Raw genomic sequence first — 13,370 nt, 5'->3', positions numbered from 1 at the left:
CGGGCTTTTTTTATAGCGGTTCAGACCGCTTTATCTGTATTAGAACGCTAAAATCGGGTATCTTTATCGGCTGTTTCAGACATCGATTTTAAGAACGATTTCATAAATCACTGCAATGGGTGAGCAATATAGCCCGGCAGAGAGAATGACAAGTAAAGTGGATCCATAATGATTATCAAACCGAAGATTCGTGGTTTTATCTGTACGACAACGCACCCAACCGGCTGTGAACGTAATATTCAGGAACAGATCGATTACACCAAAGCGCAGGGGGCTATTGAAAACGGCCCTAAGCGGGTCTTGGTGATTGGTTCTTCCAGCGGTTACGGTATGTCGTCACGTATCTCCGCTGCATTTGGTTGTGGCGCCGCGACCATCGGTGTATTTTTTGAAAAGCCGGCGAGCGATAAAAAAACCGGTACTGCAGGTTGGTATAACGCTGCCTTCTTCGATCAGAAAGCCCACGAAGCGGGTCTTTATGCAAAGAGCCTGAATGGCGATGCGTTTTCCAATGAAGCCAAAGAGAAAACCATCGAGCTGATTAAGGCTGACCTGGGTCAGATCGATATGGTTGTTTACTCATTGGCGTCGCCGGTACGTAAGCTGCCGGACACCGGTGAAGTGATTCGCTCATGCCTTAAGCCAATTGGACAGCCTTATCGTTCAACCGCCATTGATACCAACAAAGATGTGATTATTGAAGCAGAGGTTGAACCGGCAACCGAGCAGGAAGTCGCTGATACCGTGACGGTTATGGGCGGTCAGGACTGGGAGCTGTGGATCAATATGCTTGATGAGGCGGGTGTTCTGGCGGACGGCTGCAAGAGTGTTGCTTACAGCTATATCGGTACCGATATCACCTGGCCAATCTACTGGGATGGTGCACTGGGTAAAGCGAAGAAAGATGTTGATCGTGCTGCGGCTGAACTGAACAGAAAACTGTCACAGAAGGGCGGCAGCGCTAATGTGGCAGTACTGAAATCGGTCGTTACTCAGGCGAGCTCAGCTATTCCTGTGATGCCTCTGTATCTCTCTATGGTGTTTAAGATTATGCGCGCTGAGGGTGTCCATGAAGGTTGTATGGAGCAGGTGTATCGTCTGTTCAGCACCGGCATCGCGGGTAATACCGGCAAGATGGATGATGACAACCGGATGCGTATGGATGACTGGGAGCTGCGTGACGACATTCAACAAAAGTGTCGTGAGATGTGGCCCGCTATTACCACTGAAAATCTGTTTGAAATGACTGATTATCAGTTTTATAAGGATGAGTTCCTGAAGCTGTTTGGTTTTGGTCTCGATGGAATAGACTACGATGCTGACGTGAGTCCGCTGGTCGAGTTTGATGTGATCGATATCTAAGGTCGATCATCTCTGGTGAAAGCGGCTTGATGCCGCTTTTTTTGTGCCCCTTGATTAGCCAATGGTAGCAGGAGGCTGTTTAACTCAAGGTTGCTCCTCCAAATGGTGACAGTTATTTTGTAATCAACTGTAATTGTGTATGTAATAAGACTGACTCAATCTAAAACGAGATATAACCAAATGGCTCTATCGATCAGTAAACGTCTCACTATTATGGGGGCAGTACCTGTCACTTTGTTGGCCGTTATTTTGCTAATACTCACCGTATTTGAAAATAACGAACTGCGACGTGTACAGCTTGATATTACTAAAAGTAAGTTGATAGAGATTAAGCGCGCAGAGCTGAAGTCGATAAATCAGATGGCATTTGGCGCGATACAACAGATTTATGAATCCGGTGGCTCACTGGAGGATGCGTTACCTACGCTGCGTAATATGACGTTTGCCGGAGATGGGTACATTTTTGGCTATACAGACAAAGGTGTGCGGGTCTTTATGGGTAACTCCGATAAAGGCATAGGTAAGGACTTTTCTGATCTGAAGGATGCGAATGGTGTCCCCCTGATACGTGAACTCGTCAAAGCGGGTAAGCAGGGTGGAGATTATGTCAGTTATTACTTCCCTAAACCGGGTCGGGATGTGGCAGAAGAGAAGTTATCCTATGCGATCTATCTGGATCGCTGGAATCTGATGGTTGGAGCTGGGTTTTATCTGGATGATGTCAATACTATTTTAGGTGAGATAGAAAAGTCCTCTGTAGATAGTCTGGATACGTTGATGATCTACTTTGTCCTTGCAAGTCTGGTACTTTTGATTCTGGCTGTTATATTCAGCTCTTTAGTCAAACGTTCGGTGATGATCCCGCTTTACAGCATTAATGATTCTATGAAAGCGCTGTCTTCCGGAGAGGGAGATCTGACTGCCAGGCTTGAGGTTGATGGGGATCATGAGTTAGCGGACCTTGCTCATAGCTTTAACCGTTTTATCGATACCCTGCAAAAGATGATTGTCGAAGTGGTTACCCTGTCTGCAGGCGTGACTCAGCGCTCCTCTTCGATCAGTGAACAGATGACCGTCGTATCCAATCTGCTACACCAGCAGCAAGTCCAGATCGAACATTCGGCATCGGCGATGTCTCAGATGTCTGCTACTGCACAGGATATCGCTCACAATACGGCAGAAACGGCAAATTCTACTAACGAGTCTCGGGATAATCTTAATCTGGCTGAGGGGAGTGTGGTTGAGTTGACAGGTGCTGTGAAAAACCTGGCTGATGATGTTGCGGGTTCAAACCGGGCTATCTCTACGCTCGAAATTAATGTGCAGGATATTATATCGGTGGTTGGTGTCATTCAGGAAATTGCTGAACAGACCAATCTGTTAGCGCTGAATGCAGCGATTGAAGCCGCTCGTGCAGGTGAGCAGGGGCGTGGTTTCGCTGTTGTTGCCGATGAGGTGCGTACATTGGCTACCCGTACACAGGCGAGCACACTGCAGGTACATGAGAGCATTGAAAAACTCAAGCAAGCTTCCGGTGATGCTGTGAAAACCATGCAGCATAGTTTTAAACAGTCAGATCTGGCGGTGACTCAATCAGAAAAGGGAATGTCCGAGTTGTCTAAGGTGTCGGGGCATATGGATCTGATTCAGGAGATGTCAGTGGTTATTGCAACTGCGGCAGAGGAACAGAGTCAGGTATGTGAAAACCTCAACCAAACGGTGACTGAGATTGCCGGTCACTCAGAGATGTCCTCTCAGATCGCACGGGAAAATAACCAGGCAGTGCAGGATTTAGCTCATGAAGCTGAGAAACTGCAGAAGCTGGTTGGACGCTTTAAAGTGGCGTAAACAGCCGCTCGTTTCTCAACATACCAGAAAGGGCCCGAGTGGCCCTTTTTGTTTACTATCAGAATGTTACCGCTATTTATTTAGTTGAAAGTGTTTAATGTCGCTATTTTAATGGCGGTATTTTTTGAAAATTCACCACCAGAATAGCTGAAACATTAATAAATAGTGATTTTTTTAGAAGAATGTACTGTTTAAATTATCTGTATAGAAAATCTATTAGATTTATACCACTTTAGGATGACAATAAGCCTAAGGGATGATGACAATTTACCGCAACGCACAAGATTTTTTCGCAGGATTGAGTATAATCAGCGACACAGCAAGAATCAGAGATAGACGTTGACTGTTGTTAAGACACATATCACGCATGAACTCTGGTTGTCCGGGATTGTTTCAGATATATCAAGCAGTTATATCATTACTTTTAATGTTGGTATTCTCTTGTGCGGCCACAAGCCAGTTTCTGAAATCTCTCAGCCTCCATTATTTAAAATTGAATGGCGAAGTAAGTATGACCTCAAAATCTGTTGATGTACTTCTGGTTGGTGCAGGTGCGATGAGCACTACTCTGGGGGTTTTGCTCAAGCAGCTGGACCCTTCCCTGAAAATTGTGATGGTAGAACGTCTTGACCATGTGGCAATAGAAAGTACCGACGCGATGAATAACGCGGGTACTGGTCATGCAGCCTATTGTGAACTGAATTATACCTCGCAGAACGAAGACGGTAGTATTAATACCGACAAAGCATTTTCTATTAACGCCGCGTTTGAGACCAGCTTGCAGTTTTGGTCCTATCTTGTGGAGCAGGGATTTCTGCCTGAGCCCCACTATTTTATCAATAATGTTCCCCATCAGAGTTTTGTGATGGGCGAAGAAAATGTTGAGTTTCTGCGTAAACGTTATGAAGCATTGAGTGCTACACCTCAGTTTGCTGAGATGGAGTATTCCGAAGATACCAATGTGTTGAGTCAGTGGATGCCTCTGATCATGCACAACCGTTCCCTGAAAGAGCCTGTAGCGGCCACCCGTATGCGTTATGGGTCGGACGTAAATTTTGGGGCGTTGGCGAGAAGTATGGTCAGTTATCTTGAGCAACAGAGCGATTTTGAGCTGTTGCTGAGTCACTCAGTTGAGGATATGTCTCAATACAGTGACGGCGACTGGCGGGTGGAACTGAAGAATGGTCACACCGGTAAATCTGAACATATACGCACCAAATTCCTGTTTTTCGGTGCGGGTGGTGGTGCCCTGCCGTTGCTGCAGATGTCCGGTATTCCCGAAGGTGATGGCTACGGCGGTTTCCCTGTCAGCGGTCAGTGGCTGGTGTGTAAAAAACCTGAAATTGTTGAACAACATATGGCCAAAGTTTATGGCCAGGCCCCTATTGGCGCACCGCCGATGTCTGTTCCCCATCTGGATAGTCGTGTTATTGATGGTAAACGTGCGTTGTTGTTTGGTCCCTTTGCTGGCTTTACCACCAAGTTCCTGAAACAAGGATCAGTGATGGATATGCCGTTGAGTATGCGTCTGAATAACCTCAAGCCGATCATGCAGGTGGGTGCCAAGAATATGGACCTCACCCGTTATCTGATCAGTGAGGTGATGCAGTCTCATGCTGATCGTGTCGAGTCTTTGCGCCGCTTTTTCCCCGATGCTAAGGATGAAGACTGGGAGTTGTCTTATGCAGGACAGCGGGTACAGATTATCAAGAAGAATGAGAAAGGGCAGGGTAAGCTGGAATTCGGTACGGAAGTAATTTCCTCTGCTGATAAGAGTCTGGCAGCATTGCTTGGGGCTTCTCCGGGTGCATCGACCGCAACGCCTACCATGATCAATGTGATTGAACGTTGCTTTCCTGAGCGTTTAGCGACACCTGAATGGCAGGCGAAAATGAAAGAGATGGTGCCCTCTTATGGCCAGTCTCTGACGAAAGATGGTCAGTTGCTGCGGACTATCCGCAAACGCACACTGTCAACGCTTAAGCTGGATAGTGACTACCAGATCTGAGTCATCTCGACTAAGCCGTAATTGCGTATAAACCACTCTTCGGAGTGGTTTTTTTTGTCTTTTAACCGGCAGTAATCGGCATGCATGTAATTAAGGCTTTAATTTATTAGATAATTCTAATATAGTGCTTTTCATCAATTAAGATACTCTGGTGGAGACGTTATATGAGAAAACTATTGATCGCTGTCAGCTTGTCCGGCTGCCTGCTGACGATGCCATTATTTGCCGCAGAGAAGCCCGTAAAAGCAACAGCGCAAACGGTGTTGGATCTGTATGCAACCGCGTCAGAAGCCTGGGATATGTTACAGCAGGATAAGACCGCTATTCTGGTTGATGTCCGTGATCCGGTGGAAATTAAGTTTACGGGTTTTGCCTCACCAACCCGGATTCACGTGCCCTGGATGATTGCTAACCCTGAGGGCTGGAGTGATAAGCACAGTAGCTGGACAATGGTGAAAAATCCTGACTTCGCCGAACAGATAAGTGCCCGGCTGAAAGACCTTGGTGCCACCAGGGACACGACCATTATTATGATGTGCCGTTCGGGATCCTCCCGCAGTGCGCCCGCGGTGAATGTGCTGGCTGAGCAGGGTTATAGCAACGTCTGGACAGTCGTTGATGGTTTTGAAGGCGGCAAGCTGAAAGAGGGGAAATCTAAAGGTGTACGCGCCTCTAATGGGTGGCGTAATTCGGGGCTACCCTGGAGCTATAAGGTTGACCCTGCGGTTGCTTGGCAACCCGGGAAGTAACTACTTTTTCTACCAGAGCCTGTCAGGGCTCTGTACTAACGGATAAGAGATAATGAAAAAATTATTGATGCCAGCCATTATTGCTGCGGCCCTGATCTCTCCTATAGCACCTGCTGCTGCCGGGAGCACAGATAATGTTGTCATAACGCTTACCAGTGCTGAGCAGCAGACCCGGGGGATGGCCATGGTGCTGGCCAACGCAATGCAGGCTAAAGGGGCACATGTCAGTGTATTGTTGTGTGATAGCGCCGGTGATATGGCCCTTAAAGAGCACCAGTCAACTCCGCTGAAACCGAAGAATGTCACCCCGGAACAACTGCTGCAAAAACTGATGTCAGGCGGTGCCAGGGTCGACGTTTGTGCGTTATACCTGCCAAATAAAGGTGTGGGTATGGAGGCCCTTAAAGAGGGGGTTGGCAGTGCAAAGCCTGCAACAATGGCGGAGGCTTTAATGGCTGAGGGGACGCGGGTGTTTAATTTCTGAATCCTTCCTGCTGACTGAATAAAGCGCACTGTCTGCTGTAACAGCGGTGTGCTTTTTTATCTCCTGAAGCATCGTCGCTGGCACTATTACCCTCTATACTGAGGAGATGAAAAAACTACCCCTGTTTCCTCTTCCTGTGGTGCTGTTCCCTGGAACGTTACTGCCACTACAAATTTTCGAACTGCGCTATCGGCGTATGGTGAAAGATTGCCTGGCCAGCCAGACACCGCTGGTTATTGTTCACGGCCGAAACCCGGCTGCGCCTGATGATGATTTCGATAGGATAGGTACCAGCGGCACTATTCTGGACTGGCAACCGCTGCCAAATCAGATGATCGGCATTCAGTTGCAGGGTGAACAGCGGGTCAGGGTATCCGCTATTCAAAAGGAGAGTGATGGGTTGTTGGTCGGTGAGGTGGAATATCTTAACGTCGATGGTGGGGAGTGTTCAGAACTACAATCATTAACGCTGGCACGGATTATCTCTGATCTTGCAGAGCATCCTCTGTTATCATTCAGCCCTGCTCAGATTAGTGCTGAAAACGCTGACACTTTCAGCTATCAGTTGGCAGCGCTTCTGCCATTTTCCGGCGCAGATAAGCAGCGGTTACTGGAACTTGATAGTCCGGTGGCGCGGCTGGAATCGATTTACACTCTTCTCAAGGAACTCTGATGTTTGATCTGATTCAAGCGGCGCTGGTTAGTCGCAGCCCGTTACTGCAAACGCTACACGCTGAAAACAGTGATTGCTATCGTTTGTTTCATGGGGTCAATGAGGGAGTTCCCGGCCTGACCGTTGACCGCTATGGTCCGCAGTTACTGATTCAGACCTTCCATGAGACGATCAGTAATGGCGATTGTGAGTTGATTCACAGTACGGTTGAAGCGTTTCTTAACTGCTCGCTGGAAATGGTATACAACGATCGCAGCTCGGCAAACTCGCGGCGTAGTGATGATTACCGGGTCGATAACCGGGAAGGGGTTGCCCATGAACTGGGGGTTAGTTATCGGGTAAAGGGCAAACATGAGGGGCAGGACCCTTTACTGTTTCTTGATATGCGTGCCGGTCGTCGCTGGATTCAGCAAAACGCAGCAGGCAAATCGGTGTTAAACCTGTTTTCATATACCTGTGGTGTCGGTGTTGTCGCCGCTGTCGCGGGTGCGACTAGGGTATTGAATGTCGATTTCTCCACCCGTTCGCTGGATGTCGGCCGGGAAAACGCCCGGCTTAACAATCTGAATGAGCAGCAGATCGAGTTTTTTCAAAGTGACTTTTTTACCGCCGCCAAGCAGTTGGCGGGTATCCCGATTAAGCAGCGAGTGGGACGTGGACGTAAGCCGAAGCCTTTCCCCAGGATTGATGAAGAGCAGTTTGATCTGGTGTTTCTTGACCCGCCTCGCTGGGCAAAAAGTGTTTTTGGCACCGTCGATCTGATCCGTGATTATCCCAGCGTGTTGAAACCCGCATTACTCGCAACCCGGCCTGGTGGACAGTTGCTGTGTGCTAATAATGTCGCCAGTGTTGCCTATGACGACTGGCTGGATATTGTCTTGCGTTGTGTTGATAAGGCCGGATGTTCGGTACAGCAAGTGACCCGTCTTGAGCCGGAGAGCGACTTTCCCTCTCCGGATGGACAGTTTCCGCTTAAGCTTCTGGTGTTACAGCTCTGAGTTTACTAGCTTACAGTATCGGGACAGCATCGTTTGAAATTCAGGGTTGATCTCTCCCAGGGCGATCAGACGGTCGGCTTCTGAAAAACTGTCGATATCAACATAACCGCTGCGGTTGCGGCCCATGTGTTTGGCCAGATATAGCGCTTCGTCGGCCCTTTTGATTGAGTGCTCAATATCGCAATCGTTGCATAATTGGGTGATGCCGAACGAAGCGGTAATCGTAATCATTTCCTGGCACAGTTCCAGCGGTGTTTCAGCCAGCTTACGCCGCACCCGCTCTATGCTGGTTATTGCTTCGTCCAGGCTTATATCGGGTAATACGAAAAGGAACTCCTCGCCCCCAAAACGGGAGACTGTATCGCTTTGCCGTGTAACAGTCTGCAGAATTGACGCGACCTGCGCCAGCGCATAGTCTCCTATGTCATGGCCATAGGTATCGTTAACCAGTTTAAAATGATCAATATCAACCAGTGCAATACAGCAGCGACTGGTTTGATTGCGGGACATTCTGTATTTCTCGTATGCAAGAACCGCATTCACACTGCGACGATTCATCAGTCCGGTAATTGCATCAAATTGACCGTTAGTGACAACACTGAACTCGAACAAGTTAAGCAGTTGAGTTGATAGCATCTGCTGCGCCTGAATAAGCTGTTTATAGACCGTCACATTGAGGGGCTGCTGCGCGTTCAGGTCATTGATCAGTTGGCTTGCGATCTTATGAAAACTTTTGTGCTGCTTCTCGAGTTTGAAAAAGAATGGGTGTCGAAAAATAGGATTATCCAACGTTTTCTGGATCCACTGACCAAACGCGCAGCGGGTATGAGCGCAGCAACAGTAGTCCTCTTCTGAAAGCGTTGTTTCGTGGGTGATCAGCGCCAGATTGAGGGAGTTAAACCAGTGTTGATGCTGATGAAAAACCGCGCGGATATCCGAAGATAGTCGAACAAACTCTTTCTGATCAATTTTTTCTAACAGGTCGTCTAATTCTGGCATGACGGCTTTCTCACAACTTCTCTGCTTTTACTATTGTTATACCATCCAGTTAAAGCAACTAAGATGACTGCACTAGATCAATGGTTTGGCATCTTAAACTGAGATAACCCAACCTGCCGTAACCGTTATTCTTCTCATCGATGGAAACGCAGACCCTAGCAGATCAAAAGGTCTGATTCCAGCTGTTATGATGATGGGTAGATCGGAGGAGTAGATCAACACTAAAGGATGCTTTTATGGGGCGCAGTGGTCAGATTCGGTGGGCATCCAGCGTGATTCCGGTGACCCTTAGACCTAACAGAATAACCCTGCCACGGGCGCGGTCTTCACCGGTGGCGGTAAACTCGAACAGATAGGAACGCCAGATTTTGAGCTTGCCATTGTCATCGCGTTTTAGCCAAAGGCCACGCAGATAGACGCTTTGGTCCAGTAACTGAAGATCTAATTCTTTACAGTGGTTACTGGCTGCTTTAAGTGCGATCTCCTTAACTTTAAGCGACTGCCACCAGTGCAACAGAAGCAGCACAATCAGCGTGAGCCAGAACAGATCAGCTATTTCCAGGTACATCAGTTTTTCTCCCTTCCCAGCCATACCGAACCGATACCGCCGCTAATCACTAGTGCCGCGCCGATAACCGACATCATATCAGGAACCTGCTGCCAGAAAAGCCAGCCCAGCAGCCCGGCAAACAGCACGCCAACATAACTGATCGGTGCGATCACGGTGGCTTTGGCGTAGCTGTAGGCTTTGGTGTAGAGCCACATGGTACACCAGATCGATAAGCTTATCCCGATCATCAGGGGGACGCTGGCAACTGGAACCGGTTGCCAGTCTGCTACTGCCAGGGGCAGGGAAAACAGTGCCGAGAGCGCAAAATAGTAAAACAGAATCCGGTTCGTTGGCTCTGTCTGGGTCAACATCCGGGTGGTGACGATGGACACTGATAAGAAAATAGCGGAAGCCACCGCCGCAATATGCCATGGATCAAAACGGCTGCCATCGGGCTTGAGTACCAGGGCTATGCCGATAAAACCGATCACAACCGGTAACCAGTTTAGTAGCGGCATCCGGTATTTAAGTAAGAGGAGAACGACTAGCGGCACAATTAACGGCGCTGCATTTCTCAGTAATGCGGCCTCACCCAGGGGGATCTCATTCAGAGCAAGATAGTAGGTGTAGAAACACAGCCATCCGGAAACGCCCCGGGCCAGATGTAGCCAGGATTTTTCGGTTTTAAGAACATGAACGCCTTTGCGCCCCAGCCAGGGCAGCATTATCAGTGTACAGATGAGATATTGTACTAATACGATCTGCTCGATTGATACCAGGCTGGCTGTGTATTTTGTGGCAGCCGCAGCCAGACTCATAATCATCGTGGTCGCCAGTGCCAGGGCCGCACCGAGCAACAGGTTCGAATATTGTTTGATCAAGGTTGTCTATCCTGTTGCTTTAATTACAATAGCTTTACATTTTCTTTTTCAGGAACACGCATGGAACAGCTGATAGGTTTTTTAGAAACAAACTGGCTTAACCTGCTGGCGCTGTGCTGGTTTCTGCTCTGTTTCAAGGGTTATAACACCTATACCCGCAAACGTGCCCGGGACACTCACTGTCTGGCCAGCGTAATGCATAACTATCGCCTCGAATGGATGACGCGGATGTTGCACCGAGAGGTGCGTATCGCTGATACAGCAGCCATTGCTAATCTGGAGCGTAGCGTATCATTTTTTGCTTCATCCACCATGCTTATTTTAGCGGGCCTGATGACGGTGCTGGGGTCGACCGATAAAGCGATCGATGTGATCGGCGATATCCCCTTTGCCAGCCATGCAACCAAAACCGAATGGGAACTTAAACTGCTGGTGCTGATCTGTCTGTTTGTCTATGCGTTTCTGAAATTCACCTGGAGTTTACGCCAGTATGGTTTCACCTCAGTCATGATAGGCGGTGCACCTCAGCCAAACGATGCGACCGAGACGGAAATGAAATCCCACGCCACGCGCCTGGCGATTATGAGTTCAATGGCGGCTAATAATTTTAACCTGGGGCTGCGTACTTACTACTTCAGTCTCTCTGTTCTGGCATGGTTTATTAACCCCTGGCTGTTTATGCTGATGGCTGGTGGTGTGGTTATCATTCTCTACCGTCGGGAGTTTAATTCCAGTACGTTGCGGCAGCTGGTCATCAGTCGCATGGATTAATTTGTGCCGCTTTTTCCCTGATAGCCCCTTGAAAAGGGAGGGGCTGGCCCCATCTTTACTGTCAACGATTTTCGTTTAAACAGTAAATCTTTGTAACAGTAAGATTGGGAATTGATAGATGAGCACAGAAACTCAGCAGGAAACTCTTGGCTTTCAAACCGAAGTGAAGCAACTGCTTCACCTGATGATCCACTCTCTGTATTCAAATAAAGAGATCTTTCTTCGGGAATTGATCTCTAACGCATCCGATGCAGCGGATAAACTGCGGTTTGAAGCACTGTCCAACGATGACCTCTATGAAGGTGATGGCGATCTGCGTATTCGCATCGAATTCGATGAGAAAGCAAAAACCATTACTATCGATGACAACGGTATCGGTATGACCCGTCAGGATGTGATTGAGCATCTGGGGACGATTGCTAAATCCGGCACCTCTCAGTTTCTCTCTCAACTGAGCGGTGACCAGAAGAAAGACTCTCAGTTGATCGGTCAGTTTGGTGTCGGCTTCTACTCTGCGTTTATCGTCGCCGATGAGGTAGAAGTGATTACCCGCCGTGCAGGCCAGTCTGCTTCTGAAGGTGTGCACTGGGTGTCTAAGGGTGAAGGTGAGTTTACCGTTGCCAATATCGAAAAGGCGCAACGCGGTACCACCATTATTCTGCATCTGAAAGAGGATGAGCTGGAATTTGCTAACAGCTACCGTCTGCGCAGTCTGGTGCGTAAGTATTCTGATCATATCTCTCTGCCGGTGATTATGCAGAAAGAAGCGGCGCCGGTGGAAGAGGGTGAAGAACCTGCTGCGCCTGAAGATGAAACCGTAAACTCTGCGACCGCGCTCTGGACCCGTTCTAAAAGCGATATCAGCGACGATGAGTTTAAGGAGTTTTACAAGCATATCTCCCATGATTTTCAGGACCCGATGAAGTGGAGCCATAACCGGGTAGAGGGTAAGCTGGATTACACCAGTCTGCTCTATGTACCGGCTCATGCCCCTTATGATCTGTGGAACCGTGATACTCCCCGTGGACTGAAGCTTTACGTACAGCGCGTCTTTATTATGGATCAGGCGGACCAGTTCCTGCCGATGTATCTGCGCTTCATTAAAGGTGTAGTAGATACCAGCGATCTCTCCCTTAACGTTTCCCGTGAAATTCTGCAGAAAGACCCTGTAGTTGATAAGCTGAAAACTCAGCTGACTAAGCGTTCACTGGATATGTTGGGTAAACTGGCTAAGAATGATCCAGAACAGTACGCTAAATTCTGGACCGAGTTCGGTGAAGTGCTGAAAGAGGGACCGGCGGAAGATCACGCCAATAAAGATACCGTTCTTAAACTGCTGCGTTTCGCTTCGACGCATAACAACTCCGCTGAACAGAGTGTATCGCTGGACGATTATATTGCCCGCATGCAGGAAGGTCAGGAGAAGATCTATTACGCCGTTGCTGAAAACTACAATACGGCTAAGAACAGCCCGCACCTCGAAATCTTCCGTAAGAAGGGTATCGAAGTACTGCTGATGTCCGATCGTGTCGATGAGTGGCTGATGAGCCAGCTGTTCGACTTCGAGGGTAAATCATTCCAGGATGTCAGCAAAGGTGAGCTGGTTCTGGGTGAAACCGAGAACGAAGAGGAGAAGAAGGCTCACGAGGAGACCGCCAAAGAACTGGAAGGTCTGGTCGAACGCCTTAAGAGCAGCCTTGATGCTCAGGTGAGTGAAGTACGTATCACTCATCGTCTGACTGATTCACCTGCCTGTGTGGTACTGGGTGCCTATGATATGGGTATGCAGATGCGTAAGATCATGGAAGCCGCCGGTCAGGCCGTGCCTGAAAGCAAGCCGATCTTTGAGATCAATCCTGAGCACCCACTGATCAGCAAGCTGGATCATGAAGCCGATGAGGATCGTTTTGGTGAGCTGGCGCTGGTGGTGTTTGAGCAGGCGCAACTGGCCGCAGGCGGTCAGCTGGATGATCCCGCTGCCTATGTTAGCCGTCTGAATAAACTGCTGCTGAATCTGATCAATTAAGCGGTTATCATTTCTGTTCCT

12 protein-coding genes are annotated in these 13,370 nt (G+C 48.5%); 9 read left to right on the top strand and 3 right to left on the bottom strand.

Going from position 1 to position 13,370, the window contains the following annotated elements:
• Nucleotides 1-168: 168 nt before the first annotated feature.
• The 7 genes from fabV to Q0499_RS12210 all read left to right on the top strand — a co-directional run bounded on the left by fabV (nt 169) and on the right by Q0499_RS12210 (nt 8,122).
• A complete protein-coding gene (gene fabV / locus Q0499_RS12240; protein ID WP_299199760.1) occupies nt 169-1,362 on the top strand; it encodes an enoyl-ACP reductase FabV in 1,194 nt (397 codons plus the stop codon).
• 180 nt (nt 1,363-1,542) lie between these two features.
• Nucleotides 1,543-3,210, top strand: a complete 1,668-nt coding sequence (locus Q0499_RS12235; RefSeq protein ID WP_299199758.1) for a methyl-accepting chemotaxis protein — start codon at nt 1,543-1,545, stop codon at nt 3,208-3,210.
• A gap of 367 nt (nt 3,211-3,577) precedes the next feature.
• Nucleotides 3,578-5,218, top strand: a complete 1,641-nt coding sequence (mqo, locus tag Q0499_RS12230) for a malate dehydrogenase (quinone) (RefSeq protein WP_363317792.1) — start codon at nt 3,578-3,580, stop codon at nt 5,216-5,218.
• A gap of 164 nt (nt 5,219-5,382) precedes the next feature.
• Complete coding sequence (locus Q0499_RS12225) at nt 5,383-5,967, top strand: rhodanese-like domain-containing protein (protein ID WP_299199754.1); 585 nt, start codon at nt 5,383-5,385, stop codon at nt 5,965-5,967.
• Between the two features lie 52 nt (nt 5,968-6,019).
• Nucleotides 6,020-6,451, top strand: a complete 432-nt coding sequence (locus Q0499_RS12220; protein WP_299199752.1) for a DsrE family protein — start codon at nt 6,020-6,022, stop codon at nt 6,449-6,451.
• 106 nt (nt 6,452-6,557) lie between these two features.
• Nucleotides 6,558-7,124, top strand: a complete 567-nt coding sequence (locus Q0499_RS12215; RefSeq protein WP_299199750.1) for an LON peptidase substrate-binding domain-containing protein — start codon at nt 6,558-6,560, stop codon at nt 7,122-7,124.
• Nucleotides 7,124-8,122 (top strand): class I SAM-dependent methyltransferase, encoded by a 999-nt coding sequence (locus Q0499_RS12210; RefSeq protein WP_299199748.1) that lies wholly within the window; start codon nt 7,124-7,126, stop codon nt 8,120-8,122. The genes Q0499_RS12215 and Q0499_RS12210 overlap by 1 nt, the downstream gene beginning before the upstream one ends.
• On the opposite strand, the gene Q0499_RS12205 is transcribed toward Q0499_RS12210, so the two are convergent.
• The 3 genes from Q0499_RS12205 to Q0499_RS12195 form a co-directional block, all read right to left on the bottom strand.
• Nucleotides 8,111-9,121 carry a sensor domain-containing diguanylate cyclase gene (locus tag Q0499_RS12205; protein ID WP_299199746.1) on the bottom strand — a complete coding sequence of 337 codons (1,011 nt, stop codon included), beginning with the start codon at nt 9,119-9,121 and terminating at the stop codon, nt 8,111-8,113. The two genes, Q0499_RS12210 and Q0499_RS12205, sit on opposite strands and share 12 nt — an antisense overlap.
• A gap of 250 nt (nt 9,122-9,371) precedes the next feature.
• Nucleotides 9,372-9,689 (bottom strand): DUF3301 domain-containing protein, encoded by a 318-nt coding sequence (locus Q0499_RS12200; RefSeq protein ID WP_299199744.1) that lies wholly within the window; start codon nt 9,687-9,689, stop codon nt 9,372-9,374.
• Entirely contained in the window at nt 9,689-10,552 is an 864-nt protein-coding gene (locus Q0499_RS12195; RefSeq protein WP_299199742.1) for a DMT family transporter, read from the bottom strand. The genes Q0499_RS12200 and Q0499_RS12195 overlap by 1 nt, the downstream gene beginning before the upstream one ends.
• A gap of 60 nt (nt 10,553-10,612) precedes the next feature.
• Here Q0499_RS12195 and Q0499_RS12190 point away from each other — a divergent pair, with 60 nt between their 5' ends.
• Both Q0499_RS12190 and htpG read left to right on the top strand, forming a co-directional pair.
• Nucleotides 10,613-11,323, top strand: a complete 711-nt coding sequence (locus tag Q0499_RS12190; RefSeq protein ID WP_299199740.1) for a DUF599 family protein — start codon at nt 10,613-10,615, stop codon at nt 11,321-11,323.
• A 118-nt stretch (nt 11,324-11,441) separates the two neighbouring features.
• Complete coding sequence (gene htpG / locus Q0499_RS12185) at nt 11,442-13,349, top strand: molecular chaperone HtpG (RefSeq protein ID WP_299199738.1); 1,908 nt, start codon at nt 11,442-11,444, stop codon at nt 13,347-13,349.
• Nucleotides 13,350-13,370 lie beyond the last annotated feature (21 nt).

Source organism: uncultured Amphritea sp. (genome assembly GCF_937127095.1).
Taxonomy (GTDB): domain Bacteria; phylum Pseudomonadota; class Gammaproteobacteria; order Pseudomonadales; family Balneatricaceae; genus Amphritea.
This window is presented reverse-complemented; position numbering and strand designations above follow the sequence as displayed.